The organism is Cellulomonas sp. GTC20042, assembly GCF_055389595.1.
This window is the reverse complement of record NZ_AP043678.1, coordinates 587,397-606,476: the sequence shown is the minus strand read 5'-3', so window position 1 is coordinate 606,476 and position 19,080 is coordinate 587,397. Positions and strand designations below refer to the sequence as shown.

The following is a 19,080-nucleotide window of genomic DNA, read 5'->3' as shown; positions in this document are numbered from 1 at the left end:
CGGTGCGGGGACCGGTCGGATCCGTCGGCGCCGCGACGGCGCCGCGTCAGCCCAGCCGGCCCGCCAGCACCGCGTCCGCGACCTCGCGTCCGACCGCAGCGCCGTCCCGCACGCCCTGCGCGCAGGTGCGCAACCAGCCGCCGACGCCGTCCGGGGTGCCGGTGGCGAAGCCCGCCGCCGCCGACAGGTAGGGGTTCGGGGACGCCGCCCAGCCCACCTCCGGCAGCACGGCTCCGGTGGGGTCGAGGCCGCGCCCGACCAGCAGCAGCCGGAAGACCGCACGCGCCACCACGCCGTTCCCGGCGACGAACGGGCGCAGGGTCAGCAGCTCGGCGTGGGCCACCGCGGCGACCACCAGCGCGGGCGCCGCGGAGGTCTCGACCGTGCGGCCGAGCAGCAGCAGGCGCGCGGCGAGCTCGTCGCCGACCGGTGCCGGGCCGAGCCCGCGCAGGTCCTGCGGGGGCCGGTCGCCGCGCAGCCGGCCCAGGTCGTCGTCCGCCAGCCATCCCGCACCGACGGCGGTGTGCAGCCGCGCGACGACCTGCGCGAACGGGGGCAGCACGGGTTCGGTGCGCCCGCCGAGGTCGGGGCGCCACCCCGCGGCGAGCGTGGTGGCGCGCAGCGCGCCGGCGGCCAGGTGCAGGTCGGCCGCCGTGAGCCCGGTCCCGTCGGGCGATCCCGATCCGTCGGTCGATCGGGGCGTGCCGGCCGGCCTCGGAGCACGGGTCGATCCGGGCGCGATCGTCGAGCCCGGCGCAGGTGTCGATCCCCGCGCGGGCAGGTCGACCGTCCCCGTCGCGATCCCGCGCAGCAGGTCCACCGGCACCCGCGCGCCGTCCACCGCCGCCGAGGCCCGCGCGGCCCGCACGTCGGCCTCCGCCCGCACCTCGCGCCACCGCCGCCGGAACGCCTCGTGCCAGCGCAGCTCCTCGCAGGCGGTGCGCGCCGCGTCCACCGCCGAGGACACCCCCGGCAGGTCGAGCAGCGGGCCGAGCGGGTCCCGGGACAGGTCGGGCCCACGGCGGGGCATGGCGGGCATCACGCCGCCACCCTACGAGCACCACCACCGCCGCCCACCTCCGCACGCGCATCCCCGCAGGTCACCCGCCCCGGGTCGCTGGTCCCGGGCGCCGCGCGCCACCCCGGGCCAGACTGTCCCCATGGTCTCGACGCCGAGCGTGTCCTCGTCCATCACCGCCCGCCTGCACGTGGAGGCCCGCCCGACAGCGGTCTCCGAGCTGACGTCGGCGATCGAGCACACCGGCGGGATCGTCACCGCCCTGGACGTCACGGCGTCCGGCCACGAGCGGCTGACGGTGGACGTGACCTGCGCGACCAGCGGCGAGGAGCACGCGGCGCAGATCGTGGCGGCGCTGCGCGACCTGCCGGGCGTGGACGTAGAGCGGGTCAGCGACCGCACCTTCCTCATGCACCTGGGCGGCAAGCTGTCGATCGAGCCGAAGGTGCCGCTGCGCAACCGCGACGACCTGTCGATGGCGTACACACCGGGGGTGGCGCGGGTGTGCGAGGCGATCGCGGCGCGTCCGGACGACGCGCGTCGGCTGACGATCAAGCGGAACACGATCGCGGTGGTCACCGACGGGAGCGCGGTGCTGGGGCTGGGCGACATCGGCCCGCTGGCGTCGCTGCCGGTGATGGAGGGCAAGGCGGCGCTGTTCAAGCGGTTCGCCGGGATCGACGCGTTCCCGCTGGCGCTGGACACCCAGGACGTCGACGAGATCGTGGAGACCGTGGTGCGGGTGGCGCCGGTGTTCGCGGGGATCAACCTGGAGGACATCTCGGCGCCGCGGTGCTTCGAGGTGGAGCGGCGGCTGCGCGAGCGGCTGGACATCCCGGTGTTCCACGACGACCAGCACGGCACGGCGATCGTGGTGACGGCGGCGCTGACGAACGCGCTCAAGGTGGTCGGCAAGCGGTTCGCGGACGTGCGGGTGGTGCTGTCCGGCGCGGGTGCCGCGGGCACGGCGGTGCTCCGGCTGCTGCTGGCGGCGGGGGTGCAGGACGTGGTGGTGGCGGACGTGGACGGGATCGTGCACACCGGGCGCCCGCTCGCCTCGCCGGAGCTGGAGTGGATCGCGCGCACCACCAACCCGCGTGGGATCACCGGACCGCTGGCGGGGGCGCTGGCCGGGGCGGACGTGTTCATCGGGGTCAGCGCGCCGAACATCCTCACCGGGGAGGACCTGGCGACGATGGCCCCCGGATCGGTGGTGTTCGCGCTGGCGAACCCGCGGCCGGAGGTGGACCCGGTGATCGCGGCGCAGCACGCCGCCGTGGTGGGCACCGGGCGCAGCGACGTGGCGAACCAGATCAACAACGTGCTGGCGTTCCCGGGGGTGTTCCGCGGGCTGCTGGACGCGCGCTCGCACGTGATCACGGACGCGATGCTGCTGGCGGCGGCGCGGGCGCTGGCCTCGGTGGTGACCGACGAGGAGCTGAACCCGGCGTACATCATCCCGAGCGTGTTCCACCCGGACGTGGCGGCGACGGTGGCTGCCGCGGTGGTGGAGGTGGCGACGGCGGGCACCGAGCCGCGTGCGGACACCGGCGCCGTGGCGATCCTGCCCCGCCCGTAGCATGGCCCGGTGCTGCTCCTCTGCCCCCACCACGACGCCGGTCGGTGCCTCTCGTGCACCCTGATCGCGCAGCCGTATGCGGAGCAGCTGGTCGGCAAGGAGCGGCTGTGCCGTGACCTGCTGACGCCGGTCGGCGGGGACGCGATCGTGTGGGAGCCGCCGGTGGCGAGCGCCTCGAGCCACTTCCGGAACAAGGCGAAGATGGCGGTCGGCGGCACGGTGGACGCCCCGACGCTGGGGATCCTCGATCCCGGCGGTGTCGGCGTGGACCTCCAGGACTGCGGGCTGTACCCGGCGTCGATGCAGGCGGCGTTCGCCCCGCTGGCGGCGTTCGTGACGACGGCGCGGCTGGTGCCCTACGACCTGGCCACCCGGCGCGGTGAGCTGAAGTACCTGCTGGTCACCCAGTCGCCGGACGGCGAGCTGATGGTGCGGTTCGTGCTGCGCTCGACGGAGGCGCTGTCCCGGATCGGCAAGCACCTGCCCACGCTGCTGGCCGTGCTGCCGCAGGCGGTGGTGGTGTCGGTGAACCTGCTGCCGGAGCACAAGGCGGTGACCGAGGGCCCGGAGGAGATCGTCCTCACCGAGCGGGCGACGCTGCGGATGCGGGTGAACGACGTCGACCTGCACCTGCGTCCGCAGTCCTTCTTCCAGACCAACACCGAGGTCGCCGCCGCGCTGTACCGGCAGGGGCGGGACTGGCTGGCTGACGCCGGGCCGCGCACCGCCTGGGACCTGTACTGCGGGGTCGGCGGGTTCGCGCTGCACCTGGCGGACCGGGGCGCCGGCGGCGCGCACGAGATCGTCGGGATCGAGACCTCGGCGGAGGCGGTCGCCAGCGCGGAGCAGAGCGCGCGCGAGGCCGGGCTGACCGGTCTGCGGTTCGCCGCCGGGGACGCCACCGCCTTCGCGCAGGCCGCCGCCGAGCCGCCGGAGGCCGTGGTGGTGAACCCGCCGCGACGGGGGATCGGCGAGCCGCTGGCCCGCTGGCTGGAGGGGTCGGGCGTGCGGACGGTGCTGTACTCCTCGTGCAACGCGGTGTCGCTGGCCCGGGACCTGGCGGCGATGCCCTCGCTGCGGCCCCGCCGGGCGCAGGTGCTGGACATGTTCCCGCAGACCGGTCACTACGAGGTGCTGGTGCTGCTCGCGCGCGACTGAGCAGCGGCACTTTCGTCCCATGAGTCGGGTCCCGACGTCCGGCACCCTGGGACCCATGCTCACCGTGACCGAGGCGCTCGACTACCAGACGGGTGCCGCCCGGACCAAGACCGACCTGGCGAAGCGGCCCGGCGTCTACCTGGTCAACACCATGCTCGCCGGCGCGTACATCGGCATCGGCGTGATCATCATGGCCACCGCCGGCGGCCCGCTGGCGGACGCGGGCTCGGGGTTCACGAAGCTGGTGCAGGGCCTGGTGTTCGGCGTGGCGCTGACGATCGTGGTGGTGGCCGGCGGCGAGCTGGCGACCTCCGGGATGATGGTCTTCACCCAGGGCGCCCTGCGCGGGTCGATCTCCTGGGCGCGGGCCGGCGGGACCCTGCTGGCCTGCCTGGCGGGCAACCTGCTGGGAGCGATCGTGCTGGCCGCGATCATGCACTGGTCCGGGGTGTTCGCCGCGGACACCTCGTCCGGGCGGATGCTCGCGTCGATGATCGAGCACAAGGCCGAGGCGACGTCCGGCGAGCTGTTCTTCCGCGGCGTGCTGTGCAACCTCATGGTCTGCCTGGCGATCTGGTGCGCGGGCCGGCTGCAGAACGAGGTCGCCAAGATCATCGTGATCTTCGCCTGCGTCATGGTGTTCATCACCTCCGGCTTCGAGCACGTGGTCGCCAACATGACCACGCTGTCCTTCGGCCTGATGGACGGGGTGCCGCACGCCACGATCGGCGAGTTCGCGCGCAACGTGCTGTTCGTCGGCCTGGGCAACCTGGTCGGCGGCGGGCTGCTGGTCGGTGCCGCGAACGTGGCGGCCGTGAGCGCGCCGAAGGCTCCCGCCCCGACGGCGGAGCCCGCCGACGCGACGATCCCGGAGCAGGCGACCGCCGGCGTCGGCACGCACTGATCCCTGCGGGCGGCGACCGCGCCCGCCCCGCACCGATCGCCCGAATCCGGACATCTCGGGCGCGCCGACGGGCGACGGCCTGCGCAGCCCTCTACGGTCGTACCGAGCACGGACGTGACCGAGGTGGGGGCGTCGCACGCCGTCGGCGCGATCCCCTGGCACGGCGCACCCCCGTGCGGGCGAGCGCGACAAGGGAGCAGAGATGACCAGCACCTCGGACCGCGACAGCGGGCAGGAGCCGACGACCCCTGCCGCGACCGGCACCGACGAGGGCACGCCGACGGAGGCGACTCCCGTGGCGGCAGCGCCGGAGCCGTCCGACGCGACCGACGCGGGCACCACCCCGGGCAGCACGACCGCCGCGCCCCCGGCCGCCCCTGTGCCCGGACGCGCCACGAGCGCCACTTCCGCGGAACCGGCCGCCGCCCCGGAGCCGGCACCGGAGACCGATCCGACCCCCGCCGACCCCGCCGCCCCGACCACCCCCACCGGCACCCGCGCCGCGAGCGCCCACCGCGCCTCGCGCCCGGCCCCGACGCCGCCCGCGCCGGAGGACCCGCTGCCCCCGCTGCCCCCGTCGCCCGCGTTCAGCGCGACCGGCGGCTCCACCGGCGGCACCCCGACCGTCCCGCTGCCGGAGGGGATCGGCCGTCCGACCAGCACCACCGGCACACCCCTCGACGCCCCGCTGACCGCCCCGGGTCCGGCGTCGGACAGCCCCGCGCGCGGCCTGCCCGAGACCGTCGAGCACCCGGACCCGGTCCGCCGGACCAGTGTGCTCACCGGTCCCGAGGCCCGTGCCGCCGCGATCACCACCGCCGCGCTGCCGGGGGCGACCACGCCCGCGCCGGCACCGGGCACCCCGGCGTTCGGCACCCCGCGCGACGGGACGAGCACCGGCCCCTCGGACGCCACGATCCCCCCGGGCTCGGCCACCGCGACCGGTCCGGAGCCGGTGACCAGCCCGATCCACCCCGACGCGACCGCGGCGGCCCCGCTGCCGGTGGCGCCGCCGGTGGTGGTCGAGCGCCGGGTCGGCGCCTGGCAGCACGTGGCCGGCGTCGTCGTGGGTCTGCTGGTCGGCGCGGTGGGCGTCTGGGTGACGCTGTTCGGGCAGGCCCGGGTGCTGGGCGTGCAGGCGCCGACCTGGGGCGGCAGCTTCGACCCGCTGGGCGTCGTGCTGGTGACCGCCGGTGCCGCGCTGCTCGCGGTGGTGCTGTGGCTGGGCCGGTGGACGTCGGCGGTCCCGCTGACCGCCGGGGCCGGCGCGACGCTGGTGGGGCTCGCGTTCCTCTACTCGCCGGCCTCGATGCACTCGGACGTGGTGCGCTGGGTGGCCACGGAGTCGACGCAGGCCTCGGTGGAGCAGACGGTGGTGGCGGCGACCTCCGGCACGGTGCTCGTGATCGGTGTGCTGCTGCTGGTGGCCGGGCTGGCGTTCGCCCGCGGCCGGCGCCCGCGCCGCTCCTGAGACCGGCGTGGCCCCTCCCCTGGCGTAGGACGTTCGTCCTACCTAGAGTGCCGAGAGACGCCGAGCCGGCGCCGACCGCACCGATGTCGCTGCGCTGGAGGAGCCCGTGGTCCTGGACAGCACCACCCCGACGCCCGCCGAGCCCTCTCCGGGGCTGGAGAACCTGCTCACCGAGGACCGCCGGTTCCCGCCGGACCCGGCGTTCGCGGACCAGGCCAACGCGCACCCCGAGGTGTACGCCTGGGCCAACGCCGACCGGCTCGGCTTCTGGGCGGACCAGGCGCGCTCGCTGCTCACCTGGTCGACCCCCTTCCAGGAGGTGCTCGACTGGTCCGGCGCCCCGGTGGCGCGCTGGTTCGCCGACGGCCGGCTGAACGCCGCGTACAACGCGGTGGACCGGCACGTCGAGGCCGGGAACGGCGACCGGGTGGCGCTGCACTTCGAGGGCGAGCCGGGCGACACCCGCACGATCACCTACGCCGAGCTGCTGGCCGAGGTGTCCCGCGCCGCCAACGCCCTGGAGTCTCTCGGCGTGGGCCCGGGCGACCGGGTGGCCATCTACATGCCGCTGATCCCGGAGACCGTGATCGCCATGCTGGCCTGCGCGCGGATCGGCGCCCCGCACTCGGTGGTGTTCGGCGGGTTCTCGGCCGAAGCGCTGCACTCGCGGATCCTGGACGCCGAGGCCTCCGTGGTGATCACCGCGGACGGCGGGTTCCGGCGCGGCGCCCCGAGCGCCCTCAAGCCCACCGTCGACGAGGCCCTGGCCAAGGGCAGCGACCAGGCGGTGCAGCACGTGCTGGTGGTGCGGCGGACCGGGCAGGACGTCGGCTGGACCGAGGGCCGCGACCACTGGTGGCACGACGTGATCGGCGCCGCGAGCGACCAGCACGTCGCGGTGGCGGTCGAGGCCGAGCACCCGCTGTTCATCCTCTACACCTCCGGCACCACCGGGAAGCCGAAGGGCATCTTCCACACCACCGGCGGCTACCTGACCCAGGCGGCGTGGACCCACCTCAACGTCTTCGACCTCAAGCCGGAGACCGACGTCTACTGGTGCACCGCCGACGTCGGCTGGATCACCGGGCACACCTACGTGGTCTACGGGCCGCTGGTGAACGGCGCCACGCAGGTGATCTACGAGGGCACCCCGGACACCCCCGATCGCGGGCGCTGGTGGGACATCGTGCAGAAGTACGGCGTCTCGATCCTCTACACCGCCCCCACCGCGATCCGTACCTGCATGAAGTGGGGCGAGGAGATCCCGGCGGCCCGCGACCTGTCCAGCCTGCGGCTGCTCGGATCGGTGGGCGAGCCGATCAACCCGGAGGCGTGGACCTGGTACCGCCGGGTGATCGGCGGCGACCGCACCCCCGTGGTCGACACCTGGTGGCAGACCGAGACCGGCGCGATCATGATCAGCCCGCTGCCCGGCGTCACCACCGCCAAGCCCGGCTCCGCGCAGGTGCCGCTGCCGGGGATCGCCGCCGACGTGATCGACGACGACGCGCACCCCGTGCCGCGCGGCGGGGGCGGCTACCTGGTGCTCACCGAGCCGTGGCCGTCGATGCTGCGCGGGGTGTGGGGCGACGAGCAGCGGTTCCGTGACACGTACTGGTCCCGCTTCCCCGGGATCTACTTCGCCGGAGACGGCGCGAAGAAGGACGAGGACGGCGACATCTGGCTGCTCGGCCGGGTGGACGACGTGATGAACGTGTCCGGCCACCGGCTTTCCACCACCGAGATCGAGTCGGCGCTGGTCTCGCACCCCTCGGTGGCCGAGGCGGCCGTCGTCGGTGCCGCCGACGACACCACCGGCCAGGCGGTCGTCGCCTTCGTGATCCTGCGCGGCGGGGTCGACGCCGGGTCGCCGGAGGAGGTCGCCGCCGAGCTGCGCGCGCACGTGGCCAAGCAGATCGGCCCGATCGCCAAGCCGCGCACGATCCTGGTGGTGCCCGAGCTGCCGAAGACCCGCTCCGGCAAGATCATGCGCCGGCTGCTGCGCGACGTGGCCGAGCACCGCCAGGTGGGCGACGCGACGACGCTGGCGGACTCGTCGGTGATGGACCTGATCGCGCAGGGGCTGGCCGCGCCGAAGGACTGAGGTCAGGCCCGCGCGGTCCGCCACCGACGAACCTGCGCGCGCTCCGGTCCCTCGAAGGCAGACGCGAGCACCGAGTCGGCGGGGTCCTCGACACCGTGCCGCTCCGCGACCTCGGCCCAAGGACGGGTCGCGCGCTCGACCTCGATCACGACACCTACGGCCTCGTCCGGCGTGAGCCCGAACGCTGCGGCATTCTCCACCAGCTCCTCGACCGAGCGCGCGGACGTGGAGCTGTCCGGGCCGATCGGCGTGGAGGGGACGGGCCAGGATCGGGGCCACGGGTTCATGTCGAAAGCGGGTGACAGCATCCAACCGCGCCGCCCTCGCAGCAGCGCATGGTTCTTCATGTGGTCGTCCACGTCGTTCATCAGGAGTACGAACGCCACCCGTCGGAACAGCTCGGCGCGCTCGCCCCTCGCTTCCCGCGCGACGTCGCCGAGGGCGTCCACCAGGTCCACGTACGAGACGACCTCGTCCACTCGCTTCTCCAGCAGCGAGTCGGCGGACATGAAGCCGACCCGGTCCCCCGTCGGTGTGCGGTCGAACCTCTCGAGCACCAGGACCGAGGTGTCCGTCCCGGTCCGGTGCAGCGTCGTCGCGGGCACGCGGATCCCAGCAGCTCGGGCCAGGTCGAAGGTCGTCGCCTCCCACGCCTGGACGTCCCACCGGTCATCGGCGGCGGGCAGCTTGGCCAGCCCCAGCCGACCGGACGGCAACGTGACGCTGACCTTCGGGCGGGCCCCGCCGATCGTCGTCCCTCCGGCGACCAGCAGTCGCAGGTCCGCGTCGTCCTGCTCCTCGTGCGCGGTTGCACGACGCGCGGCATGCACCAGCCGGTCCAGGTCGACCAGCGTCGGCAGATGATCACGCGGCGGAGCGAGCGGAACGCCCGACTCGTCGAGGTAGCGCAGCGCTCCGATCCGGGTGCGGTCGTCGGCGAGCAGCACGAAGTCAGCCTCGGTGAAGGTCGGGAGCGGACCTCCGGTCGATCGTGCCTCGCGTCGCGCCGCATCGAAGAGCAGGGTGCGCCCCCACCTGTCCGGGCCGGTGTCCGCGACCGCACCGGGAACCGGCCGGGCACCGGCGAACCGCTGCGGGCCGGTGCCGAGCGGAAGTTCCGGGCAGAGGGCGTAGGCCTCCGGGTGTTCGATCCAGGTGCTGGTGTAGCGCACGGTGGTGCCGAGCAGCGCCCCACCGGGGTTCGTCTCGAAGGTGAGATCAGCGACGTGCACCGCCGCGCCGTCGAGATCGATCTGCACCCGGACGTCGCGGCTCACGAACGCACCCGCTGCCGGTCCGCCCGACCGGCGTTCACCCGACCGAACTCCGTCGCCAACGGGTCCGCGGCGGCCACCATCGTCTCGTTGAACCCCAGCACCCGTGCGACCGCGAGCAGGGTGGCGATCCGGGGCGTGCCCTCGCCGTGCTCGAGCGCGGCGAGGGTCGCGCGGGTGATGCCTGCGCGTTCGGCCAAGTCTTGCTGGGTCAGGCCGTGGATCTTGCGTCCTGCGGCCACGTGGCCGCCGAGGGTGCGCAGATCGCGGCGTGTCCGCGGGGACTCCACTGGCACGTGCCTCACCTCCTGATGCACACCATATCGTGCACTAAGAGACTTAGTGCACGATATGGTGTGCATAATCTCAGCGCGTCGGGTGCGTCAGCACCCCCGTGCGCGCGACCTCCCCCAGCCAGCGCGCCGAGGGCTTCACCGTGCGCGCGAACGTCTCCCGGTCCCAGGAGATCAGCCCGAAGGTCGGCGCGTAGGAGCCCCACTCGTAGTTGTCCAGCGCGGACCAGTGCAGGTAGCCGCGCACGTCGATCCCGTCGGCCATCGCCTCGTGCAGGCCGACCAGCGCATCGTGCGTGTAGTCGATCCGCCGGGGGTCGTGCTGCGTGGCGAGCCCGTTCTCGGTGACGACGACCGGCACGCCGCCGGTGCGCTCCCAGGCGTTGCGGACGCCGATGCCGAGCGCGGGCGGGAAGTACTCCCAGCCGGTGAGCGTGGTCTCGGCGCCCTCGGGCACGGGCAGCGGGTGCCCGTCGACGTCGATGAAGGTGCGCAGGTAGGCCTGCACGCCGATCCAGTCGTCGCCCTTCGCGGCGTCCAGGAACACGTCCTCGCGCGGGTAGCCGTAGGCGCGGGTGGCCTCCTCGGCGCCGGGGGCCGCGTGGTACGCCTGGGTGGCGACCGACCAGCCGGAGCGCACCTGCGGCAGCGCGGACAGCACCTCGCGGGAGCGGCGGTGCGCGTCGATCAGCGCGTCGGTGATCTGCGGGTCCGGGGCGGGCAGGCGGGAGGCGGTCATCTCGGTGCCCTCCTCGCCGCGGGTCATCGCGACCATGTTGGGCTCGTTGATCGTGCACACCCACTCCACGTCGTCGCCGAGCACCGGCAGGGCGATCTCGGTGAACCGCGCGAACAGCTCGGCGGCGTCCGGGTTGCGCCACCCGCCGAGGCGGGCGAACCAGCGCGGGTGCGTGAAGTGGTGCAGGGTCACCGAGGGGGTCAGCCCGTGCTCCAGGCAGGTGTCGACCATCCGTCGGTAGTGCGCGAGCTGCGCCTTCGACACGAACCCCTGCTCCGGCTCGATCCGGGCCCACTCGATGCTGAACCGGTAGGAGTTCAGGCCGAGGCCGGCCAGCAGGGCGATGTCTTCGGGGTAGCGGTGGTAGGAGTCGGCGGCGTCGCCGGAGGGCTCGGGCAGGTCGGTGCCGGCGGCGTGCTCGCGCACCCACCAGTCGGAGTTCACGTTGTTGCCCTCGACCTGGTGGGCGGCGGTGGAGGCGCCCCAGAGGAAGCCGTCGGGGAACTGGTACGAGGTCATGCGGGTCCTTCCGTCGTGCACGTGCGGGGCGGGCGGGTCACTTGAGGCCGGCCGTCGCCACCCCCTGGATGAAGTAGCGCTGCAGGGCCACGAACAGCAGCAGGATCGGCGTGATGATCAGCACCGCCCCCGCCAGCAGCAGCCCGTAGTCGGTGGCCTTCTGCCCGGTGGAGTACAGGGACAGCGCGACCGGCAGCGTGTACATGTCCTGGCTCTGCGCGGCCACCAGCGGCCAGAGGAAGTTGTTCCACGAGCCGAGGAACGTGAGGATGCCGAGCGTCGCGAGCGGTGGTCCGCACAGCGGCATGACCACCCGGGCGAAGATCCGCAGCTCGCCGGCGCCGTCGATCCGCGCGGCCTCCATCAGCGGCTCGGGGATGCCGAGCATGAACTGCCGCATCAGGAACACCCCGAGCGGCTGGGTGAGGAACGGCAGGATCAGCGCCGGGTAGGTGTTCAGCAGCCCGAGCGAGGTGACCTGCACGAACAGCGGCACGAAGGTGACCACGCCGGGCACCATGAGCATCACCATGACCAGCGTGAACAGCACGCGCTTGCCGGCAAACTCCATCTTGGCGAGCGCGTAGCCGACCATCGAGCAGAACAGCAGGTTGCCGAGCACGGTCACCACCGCGACGACCACCGAGTTGGTGAAGAACTGCGGGAAGTCGAGCTCGGTGAACCACCGGGCGAAGTTGTCGCCGGTGGGCTCCTGCGGCCAGATCGTCGGCGGGCGGGTGAGGATCTCCCGCTGCGTCTTGACCGAGCCGAGGACCATCCAGACGAAGGGCAGCAGCCAGAGCGCCACGCCCACGGTGAGCACGGTGTAGGTGAGGGCGCGGCCGCTGCGGAACCGGCGGCGGTGCCTGACCGGGGCGGCCAGGCGGTCGACGGGCGTGTCGGTGAGGGCCATGGGATCAGTCCTTCGATCGCAGCAGCCGGAACTGCACCAGGCTGAGCAGCGCGATCGCCAGGAACAGCACGTAGGACGCCGCGGAGGCGTAGCCGTACTTCCCGAAGCCGAACTGCTCGAAGGTGTAGAACGCCGCGGACAGCGTGGAGTCGAGCGGGCCGCCCTGGGTCATCACGAAGGCCTCCTCGAAGAACTGCAGGTAGCCGACGGAGATCAGCACGGCGCCGAGCAGCAGCGTGGGGCGCAGCAGCGGCAGGGTGACGCTGATGAACCGGCGCCACGGGCTCGCGCCGTCCATCACGGCGGCCTCCTGCACCTCGGTCGGCACCGCCTGGAGCCCGGCCAGGAAGATCACCATGAGCGTGCCGACGTTGCGCCAGACGGCCATGAGGATCAGCGAGGGCAGCGCCCAGGTGGTCGAGTTCAGCCAGTTCGGCCCGTCGATCCCGATCCAGCCGAGCGCCGTGTTGAGCAGGCCGTCCGGCTGGAGGATGTACCGCCAGACCACCGACACGGCCACGATGCTGGTCACTACGGGGGCGTAGAAGCCGACCCGGAACACCGCGCGGAACCGGCCGATCCCGGAGTTCAGCGCGACGGCCAGCGCCAGGGCGACCGCCATGGTGATCGGGATGCCGATGATCACGAAGGTGCCGGTCACGGTGAGCGACTTGAGGAAGCGCGCGTCGCCGAACAGGTCCACGTACTGCTGGAGGCCGACGAAGTTCACCGCGAAGGGTGTGCGCACGTCCCGCGAGGTGAAGTCCGTGAAGGACATCGCGAAGGACGAGACCAGCGGCACCAGCATGAAGAAGCCGAAGACCAGCACGAACGGCAGCGCGAACAGCCAGGCGACGTAGCCCTGGCGACGGCGTCGTGCCGCCGACGGGCCGCGGGTGGCCGGTCGCTGGGTCCCCGCCCGGCCGGGAGCGGTCGGGCCCCCGGCCGGACGGGTGGTGGCGGTGGCGGACATGGTCAGCCCATGCCGATCGACGAGGCCTGCTGCTGGAGCTCGGCGAGGGCGTCGGCGGGCGCCTCGCCGCTGACGGTCATCCGCTCCAGCACCGAGTCGGCGGCCGCGGCGACCTGCACCCACGTGGTGCTGACCGGCGGGGCCTGGGTGTCCTCGAGCTGCTCGCCGAACACGGCCAGCTTCTCGTCACCGGCGAGGGTCTGGTCGTCCCAGGCGGCCTGCGCGGACGGCAGGTCACCGGTGACGTCGTACCAGGCGACCTGGGTCTCCGGCTGGGTCAGCCAGTCGACCAGCTTCCACGCCGCGTCGGCGTTGTCGGAGTCCCGGAAGACCACCAAGTTGGATCCACCGACGAAGGACGTCGAGGACTCGTCCGCCGGGATGCGTGCGGTGGCGTACTGGTCGGCGAACTCGGCACCGCCCAGGGTCTCCAGCTGGCCCATCATGAACGGGCCGTCGATCAGCATCGGTGTGGTGCCGGCGACGAACTCGGCCTCCTGCGCACCGGTGGTGCGGTCGGCCTGCGGGTCAGCCACGCCGTCGGTGAAGAACGAGGCGTAGTACTCGTAGGCCTTGACCATCTGCGGGGTGTCCAGCGTCCACTCGGTGCCGTCGTCGTTCGTCAGGCTCGCGCCGTGCGACCAGGGGGCCCACAGCGATCCCTGGAAGGAGTCGTTGCCGGCGGAGGTCAGGCGGATGCCGTAGTCGGCGCCGGCCTTGGACTGCATGTCGGACGCCATCTGCTTGAGGTCGTCCCAGGTGGCGGGCGCCTCGGTCCAGCCCGCGTCGGCGGCCAGGTCGGTCCGGTAGTAGAGCACCCGGGTGTCGACGTACCACGGCACGCCGATCGCCTGGCCGTCGCGCTCGGTGGTGCCGACGGATCCCTCGAAGAACCCGCTGGTGTCGATGGCGTCCGGCACCGGCGCGAAGGCGTCGCCGAACTCGGCCATCCAGGTGGTGCCCATCATCGCGAGGTCCGGGGTGGTGCCGGCGGCGATCGCGGTCTGGAACTTGTCGCGGGCGGCGTCCCAGGGGATCGGCACGACCTCGATGTCGACGTCCGGGTTGGCGTCGACGAAGTCCTGCACGAAGTCGGGCAGGGCCTCCCCCTCGGCGCCCATCGCCCAGACGGTGAGCTCGCCCGAGGCGGCCCCGCTGCTGAGCGTGGCGGCGTCGGTGCTGGTGGTCCCTGCGTCGTCGGAGCGCCCGCAGGCGCTCAGCGCGGTCACGGCGAGCACGGTCGCGGCAGCGACGGCGACGCGTGCGACGGGTCGGATCATGGTGCGTTCCTCCTCGAACGGACTGCGGGTGGCCGACGGCTGCGTCGGTTAAGCGCTTTGATCGAGAGTGATGTTAAGCGCATAGAATGGTCTCCGCAAGGGCGCGAGCCCCCTACGATCGGACGCCAGGAGGTGAGCAGTGCCGCGTCGACCCACCGTCTACGACGTCGCGGAGCGTGCCGGGGTGTCGATCGCCACGGTGTCGTTCACCTTCCGCCAGCCGGAGCGGGTCCGCGAGTCCACCCGCGCCAGCGTGCTCGCCGCCGCCCGCGACCTCGGCTACGTCCCCAGCGCCAGCGCGCGCGGCCTGGTGCACGGCCGCACCGGCGCGCTCGGCCTCTACTCCTTCGACCTGCTGCTCGCCGCGCCCCAGCAGGGCGCCTCGGCGGTGCCGGAGCCGGCGCCGGACGAGGACGATGTGGACCCCCGCGCCTTCCCGCTGTACGTGGACGAGGTGCAGCGCGGCTTCGAGCTCGAGTGCTGGCAGCGCGGGCAGGCCCTGCTGCTCAGCGCCGGCACCGGGTCGACCGCCTCGGTCACCGACGTCGCCGGACGGGTGGACGGGCTCGCGGTGTTCCCCGGACCGACCTCGCTGGACATGCTCACGCACGTGGCCCGGCGGATCCCCGTCGTCGCGTTCTCCACCCCGCCGGTGGCCGACGGCCTGCACCACGTCACCGTGGACAACCGCGGCGGCACCCGCGCGCTGGTCGACCACCTGGTCGGCGGGCACGGCCTGCGCGACCTCGCCTTCGTCGGCCGGCTCACCACCCCCGACTACGCCGAGCGCTTCGCCGGCTTCACCGACGGGCTGGCCGCCGCCGGGCTGCCGGTGCCCGCCGAACCGCTGGACGCCACCGACCTCGCCGAGCCGCACCGGCTGGAGGTGGTCGCGGCGCTGGCCGACACCGACCGGCTGCCCCGCGCGCTGGTCTGCGCCAGCGACCAGATCGCCCTCGCCGTCCTCGACCTGCTCGCCGCGCGCGGCGTGCCGGTGCCGGATCGCGTCGCCGTGACCGGCTTCGACGGCATCCTGGCCGGACGCCTCGCCCGGCCCGCGCTCACCACCGTCCGGCAGCCGATGACCGCCATGGGCCGGCTGGCCGTGCAGGTGCTGGTCCGGCACGCCGGGGCGCCCGCCGAGGAGCCGGAGTCGCACCGGCTGCTGGTGCAGCTCGTCACCCGGGCGAGCTGCGGGTGCGCCGACGGTGGCGCCTGACCCCGGCTCAGACCCGACGGCGCGCGCCCGCCGCCACGGCGCCGAGCACCACCAGCAGCACCGCCGCGAGCGCCGCCATGGCCGTCGTCGCCGGCACCGCCAGCGTGGCGAGCCCGATCCCGATCGCCGGGACGCTCAGCGCCAGGTAGGCCACCAGGAACAGCCCGGCCAGCGCCTCCCCTCGCCCCTCCGGCTCGGCCTGCGCCGCGACCGTCGCCACCGCGGCCGCGAAGAGCAGTCCGGCACCGACCCCCGCCACCACCCCGCCGGCCAGGAAGGTCGGCAGCGTCGCCGTGAGCATCCCGGTCACCAGCAGCACCAGACCCAGCGCCTCGGCCGCAGCCCCGACCAGCAGGCGGGTACGCGGGGGGAGGTCCCGGGCCAGCACCTGCGCGAGGGCTGCCGAGCCGAAGACCGCGAACACCACGAGCCCCGCCAGCGCCCGCGCCGGGTGGTGCAGCGTGCCGGCCACGAAGCCCGGCGCGACGGAGGTGAACACCCCGAAGACCGCGAAGGACGCGACGGCCGCCGCGAAGGCCAGCAGGGTCGATCGCCCGGCACCCGTCACCCGCGGCCGTTGCGGCCGGTAGGGCGGGCGGTCGGCACGCGGCTGCACGGTCTCGGGCGTCACCAGCACCCCCACCACCGCGGCCAGCAGCAGCACGACGAACGCCGCGTAGGACAGCCGCAGCGGCGCGACGCCCGTCTGCGCGAGCAGCCCCGCGACCAGCGCGCCCGCGCCGAGCCCGCCGATGTTCGCGAGCGTCGCGACGGTGTGCGGCCGGTGAGCCGGGCGCGGCCGCCCGTCACGGTGGTGCAGGTCGAGCAGGTGCGCCGTGGCGGTCGCGGTCAGCATGCCGATCCCCAGACCGCTGACGAACCGCGCCACCAGCAGCAGCGGCAGGGCGGTGCCGGACAGGAACATGGTCGCGGCGACCAGCTCGAGCCCGAGCGCCGGCAGCAGCACCGCCCGGCGGCCCACCCGGTCCGAGACGTGCCCGGCGAGCAGCAGGCTGATCACCACACCCACCGCGTAGGCGGCGAACACCAGGCTCACCGCGAAGGTCGAGAAGCCGTCGGCGGCCTGGTAGATCGGGTACAGCGGGGCGGGCACGGTCGAGAACGCCATCGCCGTGAGGAAGGCACCGGCGACCAGCCAGAACCCTGAGCGGTGCGAGACCCGGGGCGAGGCGGTCCCGGCGAACGTCGTGGTGGTCATGCCGTCCACGGTGCGCCCGGTCGATCGATCGTGTCCAACACTGATCTGCACTGGGATCAATCGCCTCGGTAGATTGATCCCATGGAGCTGCGTCACCTGTCCGCCTTCGTCGCGGTCGCGGAGGAGCGGTCCTTCACCGCCGCCGCCGCGCGGCTGCTGATCGTGCAGTCCGCGGTCTCCGCCTCCGTGCAGGCGCTGGAGCGCGAGGTCGGCGCCCGGCTGCTCGATCGCACCTCCCGCCGGGTCGACCTCACCGACGCCGGGGCCGCGCTGCTCCCGCACGCCCGTGCCGCGATCGACGCCGCCCGGGACGCCCGCGACGCCGTGGACCAGGTGCGGGGCGGCCTGCGCGGCACCGTGCGGGTCGGCACGCTCACCTCGGTCGGCCTGGTCGACGTGCCCGCGCTGCTCGGCGAGTTCCACCGCCGCCACCCCGACGTCGCGCTGCGGCTCACCGCGGCACCCACCGGCTCGGAGGGGCTGGTCGCCGCGGTCGCCGAGCGGCACCTCGACCTCGCCTTCGTCGCCGTGGCCGGCACCGCAGTCGCCCCGGTGCAGATCACCCCGCTCGCCACCGCGCCGATGGACCTCGTCGTCCGCGCCGACCACCCGCTCGCCGCCGGCGGACCGGTCGACCTGGCCGCGCTGGACGGCCTCGACTTCATCGACTCCCCGACCGGCTACGGCAACCGCACGATCGTCGACCGGGCCTTCGCCGCCGCCGGGGTGGACCGCCGGGTCACCGTCGAGGTGGCCGACATCGGCACCGCCGCCGCGTACGTCCGGCACGGGCTCGGTGTCGCGCTGCTGCCCCGCGCGGAGGTGGAGCCCGCACCCGACCTGGTGCTGCGCCCGGTGGCCGGCGACCTGCGGTGGCCGCTGTCCCTGGCCACGCCTCGCGACCGCCGGCTCAGCGCCGCCGCCGCCGCGCTCGCCCGGCTGGTGCGCGACTCGGTCGCCGGCCCGGGACGCGCGGGCTGATCCCTCACACCCCGAGCAGCCGCCGCACCTGCCGCACCGCCGCGCGCCCGGCACGGTTCGCCCCCACCGTGCTCGCGCTCGGCCCGTAGCCGACCAGCTGCACCCGGGGATCGGCCACCGCCTGCGTGCCGTCGACCCGGATGCCGCCGCCCCGGTCACGCAGGCCGAGCGGACGCAGGTGGTCCAGCGCCGCCCGGAAGCCGGTGGCCCACAGCACCACGTCGGCAGGCACGTGCTCCGGGCCGGTCTCCCAGCCGTCCGCCAGCGGTCCGGCAGCAGCCTCCGGGGTCCAGATCGCCCCGTCCGGCACCAGCGCCGCGAACATCGGCCGGGCCCGCAGCACACCCTCGGCGATCCCCCGCCGATAGGCGTCGGTCAGCGGCAGGCCGGTCGCGGCCACGATGCTCTGCGGCGGCAGACCCGCCCGGGTGCGCTCCTCGACGCGCGCCACCGCCTCGCGGCCCAGGTCGGGGCTGAACTCCTCGTCCCGCCAGTCCGGCGGTCGCCGGGTGACCCAGGTGGTCGCGGCGGCGTGCGGGTGGATCGCCAGCAGGTGCTGCACCGCGGAGATGCCACCGCCCACCACGATCACCCGGCGTCCGGCGAAGTCCTCCGGCAGCCGGAAGTCGTGCGTGTGCACCTGCTCCCCCGCGAACAGGTCCGTGCCGGGGTACACCGGCCAGAACGGGCGGGTCCAGGTGCCCGAGGCGTTGACCAGCGCGCGGGTGACCCAGGTGCGCTCCCGGCGGCGCCGCGACGCGGACGGCGGGATCGGCTCGACGTGCTGCGGGGTCAGGTCGGGGCCGGGCACCGGGGCGGGGACCGCGCGGCACGCCCCCGCGCCGTCGCCGAGGTCGTGGCCGTCGGGCGTGGTCCGTGCCGGGGTCGGGATCGGTGGGGCGACCGGGAGGACCTGGCCGGTGACCGGGTCCGTCGCCGGGGCCACCCGCTCGACCGTCTCCACCGCCAGCAGCCGCTCCGGGCCGCCCAGGTCGTGCACCCGGCGCACCTGCACCGGCCGACGCACCGCCAGACCGAGGTCCCGCTCGTAGGCGCCGAAGTACCGGGGCAGCGCGTCGGCCGCCGGCTCCTCCGCCCCGAACGCCGGAAGCGGCGCCCCCGGCAGCTCGTACACCCCGTTGACCGTGCGCATCGTCAGCCCCGGCCAGCGTTCGCGCCACGCACCGCCCGGTCCGGTGGCCGCGTCCAGCACGACGAAGGTGGGGGCGCCGGTCGGCGGACGGTCCGGGTCGGTCACCGGGACGAAGCCCGAGCGCACCAGGTGCGCGGCGACCGCGAGCCCCGCCTGCCCCGCACCCACCACGAGCACGTCCACGGCAGTGGTCGGCGCGGCGGTCATACCCCGCACAACGCGACGCGACCGCCGGTCGTTCCCGCGTGCGCCGCCCTCCCGGCGGAGGTGGTGGGATGGGCCG

At 74.3% G+C, this 19,080-nt stretch carries 16 protein-coding genes; 7 read left to right on the top strand and 9 right to left on the bottom strand.

Translation table 11 applies throughout. The features are described from left to right. Positions 1-46: 46 nt before the first annotated feature. Positions 47-1,039 (bottom strand): Fic family protein, encoded by a 993-nt coding sequence (locus tag ACZ5HG_RS02820; protein ID WP_464180286.1) that lies wholly within the window; start codon positions 1,037-1,039, stop codon positions 47-49. A 121-nt stretch (positions 1,040-1,160) separates the two neighbouring features. Between ACZ5HG_RS02820 and ACZ5HG_RS02815 the strand changes: the two genes are divergently transcribed. From ACZ5HG_RS02815 to acs, 5 genes are all read left to right on the top strand, one after another. Beyond that, positions 1,161-2,597, top strand: coding sequence for an NAD-dependent malic enzyme (locus ACZ5HG_RS02815; protein ID WP_464180285.1), 1,437 nt, complete (start codon positions 1,161-1,163; stop codon positions 2,595-2,597). Positions 2,598-2,606: 9 nt separating this feature from the next. Beyond that, positions 2,607-3,755, top strand: coding sequence for a 23S rRNA (uracil(747)-C(5))-methyltransferase RlmC (rlmC, locus tag ACZ5HG_RS02810; RefSeq protein ID WP_464180284.1), 1,149 nt, complete (start codon positions 2,607-2,609; stop codon positions 3,753-3,755). Positions 3,756-3,810: 55 nt separating this feature from the next. Continuing rightward, a complete protein-coding gene (locus ACZ5HG_RS02805; RefSeq protein WP_464180283.1) occupies positions 3,811-4,659 on the top strand; it encodes a formate/nitrite transporter family protein in 849 nt (282 codons plus the stop codon). 202 nt (positions 4,660-4,861) lie between these two features. Continuing rightward, on the top strand, positions 4,862-6,130 hold the full coding sequence (locus ACZ5HG_RS02800; protein WP_464180282.1) for a hypothetical protein: 1,269 nt from the start codon (positions 4,862-4,864) through the stop codon (positions 6,128-6,130). A 112-nt stretch (positions 6,131-6,242) separates the two neighbouring features. Next, on the top strand, positions 6,243-8,234 hold the full coding sequence (gene acs, locus ACZ5HG_RS02795) for an acetate--CoA ligase (protein WP_464182081.1): 1,992 nt from the start codon (positions 6,243-6,245) through the stop codon (positions 8,232-8,234). Positions 8,235-8,236: 2 nt separating this feature from the next. Here the strand turns inward: acs and ACZ5HG_RS02790 are convergent, their stop codons facing one another. The 6 genes from ACZ5HG_RS02790 to ACZ5HG_RS02765 are packed head-to-tail and all read right to left on the bottom strand — an operon-like array spanning position 8,237 to position 14,225. Next, positions 8,237-9,511, bottom strand: coding sequence for a type II toxin-antitoxin system HipA family toxin (locus ACZ5HG_RS02790; protein ID WP_464180281.1), 1,275 nt, complete (start codon positions 9,509-9,511; stop codon positions 8,237-8,239). Next, positions 9,508-9,870, bottom strand: a complete 363-nt coding sequence (locus ACZ5HG_RS02785; protein WP_464180280.1) for a helix-turn-helix transcriptional regulator — start codon at positions 9,868-9,870, stop codon at positions 9,508-9,510. The genes ACZ5HG_RS02790 and ACZ5HG_RS02785 overlap by 4 nt, the downstream gene beginning before the upstream one ends. Before the next feature lie 4 nt (positions 9,871-9,874). After that, complete coding sequence (locus ACZ5HG_RS02780; RefSeq protein WP_464180279.1) at positions 9,875-11,059, bottom strand: glycoside hydrolase family 1 protein; 1,185 nt, start codon at positions 11,057-11,059, stop codon at positions 9,875-9,877. 37 nt (positions 11,060-11,096) lie between these two features. After that, on the bottom strand, positions 11,097-11,972 hold the full coding sequence (locus ACZ5HG_RS02775; protein WP_464180278.1) for a carbohydrate ABC transporter permease: 876 nt from the start codon (positions 11,970-11,972) through the stop codon (positions 11,097-11,099). Between the two features lie 4 nt (positions 11,973-11,976). After that, a complete protein-coding gene (locus ACZ5HG_RS02770) occupies positions 11,977-12,945 on the bottom strand; it encodes a carbohydrate ABC transporter permease (RefSeq protein WP_464180277.1) in 969 nt (322 codons plus the stop codon). A gap of 2 nt (positions 12,946-12,947) precedes the next feature. Next, the gene (locus ACZ5HG_RS02765; RefSeq protein ID WP_464180276.1) at positions 12,948-14,225 is read right to left on the bottom strand and encodes an extracellular solute-binding protein; all 1,278 of its coding nucleotides are present in this window, start codon (positions 14,223-14,225) and stop codon (positions 12,948-12,950) included. A gap of 139 nt (positions 14,226-14,364) precedes the next feature. Here ACZ5HG_RS02765 and ACZ5HG_RS02760 point away from each other — a divergent pair, with 139 nt between their 5' ends. After that, positions 14,365-15,444 (top strand): LacI family DNA-binding transcriptional regulator, encoded by a 1,080-nt coding sequence (locus ACZ5HG_RS02760; RefSeq protein ID WP_464180275.1) that lies wholly within the window; start codon positions 14,365-14,367, stop codon positions 15,442-15,444. Between the two features lie 7 nt (positions 15,445-15,451). On the opposite strand, the gene ACZ5HG_RS02755 is transcribed toward ACZ5HG_RS02760, so the two are convergent. Beyond that, a complete protein-coding gene (locus ACZ5HG_RS02755) occupies positions 15,452-16,663 on the bottom strand; it encodes an MFS transporter (RefSeq protein ID WP_464180274.1) in 1,212 nt (403 codons plus the stop codon). A gap of 81 nt (positions 16,664-16,744) precedes the next feature. Here ACZ5HG_RS02755 and ACZ5HG_RS02750 point away from each other — a divergent pair, with 81 nt between their 5' ends. Beyond that, complete coding sequence (locus tag ACZ5HG_RS02750) at positions 16,745-17,644, top strand: LysR family transcriptional regulator (RefSeq protein ID WP_464180273.1); 900 nt, start codon at positions 16,745-16,747, stop codon at positions 17,642-17,644. A 4-nt stretch (positions 17,645-17,648) separates the two neighbouring features. Here ACZ5HG_RS02750 and ACZ5HG_RS02745 read toward each other — a convergent pair whose 3' ends face one another. Further along, entirely contained in the window at positions 17,649-19,004 is a 1,356-nt protein-coding gene (locus ACZ5HG_RS02745) for a hypothetical protein (RefSeq protein ID WP_464180272.1), read from the bottom strand. Positions 19,005-19,080: the final 76 nt, after the last annotated feature.

What these genes read in the sequence shown, in the direction of transcription:
- ACZ5HG_RS02820 (WP_464180286.1), bottom strand. Translation starts at nt 1,039, where the DNA reads ATGCCCGCCATGCCCCGCCGTGGGCCCGACCTGTCCCGGGACCCGCTC.
- ACZ5HG_RS02815 (WP_464180285.1), top strand. Translation starts at nt 1,161, where the DNA reads ATGGTCTCGACGCCGAGCGTGTCCTCGTCCATCACCGCCCGCCTGCAC.
- ACZ5HG_RS02805 (WP_464180283.1), top strand. Translation starts at nt 3,811, where the DNA reads ATGCTCACCGTGACCGAGGCGCTCGACTACCAGACGGGTGCCGCCCGG.
- ACZ5HG_RS02800 (WP_464180282.1), top strand. Translation starts at nt 4,862, where the DNA reads ATGACCAGCACCTCGGACCGCGACAGCGGGCAGGAGCCGACGACCCCT.
- ACZ5HG_RS02785 (WP_464180280.1), bottom strand. Translation starts at nt 9,870, where the DNA reads ATGCACACCATATCGTGCACTAAGTCTCTTAGTGCACGATATGGTGTG.
- ACZ5HG_RS02780 (WP_464180279.1), bottom strand. Translation starts at nt 11,059, where the DNA reads ATGACCTCGTACCAGTTCCCCGACGGCTTCCTCTGGGGCGCCTCCACC.
- ACZ5HG_RS02775 (WP_464180278.1), bottom strand. Translation starts at nt 11,972, where the DNA reads ATGGCCCTCACCGACACGCCCGTCGACCGCCTGGCCGCCCCGGTCAGG.
- ACZ5HG_RS02770 (WP_464180277.1), bottom strand. Translation starts at nt 12,945, where the DNA reads ATGTCCGCCACCGCCACCACCCGTCCGGCCGGGGGCCCGACCGCTCCC.
- ACZ5HG_RS02765 (WP_464180276.1), bottom strand. Translation starts at nt 14,225, where the DNA reads ATGATCCGACCCGTCGCACGCGTCGCCGTCGCTGCCGCGACCGTGCTC.
- ACZ5HG_RS02755 (WP_464180274.1), bottom strand. Translation starts at nt 16,663, where the DNA reads ATGACCACCACGACGTTCGCCGGGACCGCCTCGCCCCGGGTCTCGCAC.
- ACZ5HG_RS02750 (WP_464180273.1), top strand. Translation starts at nt 16,745, where the DNA reads ATGGAGCTGCGTCACCTGTCCGCCTTCGTCGCGGTCGCGGAGGAGCGG.
- ACZ5HG_RS02745 (WP_464180272.1), bottom strand. Translation starts at nt 19,004, where the DNA reads ATGACCGCCGCGCCGACCACTGCCGTGGACGTGCTCGTGGTGGGTGCG.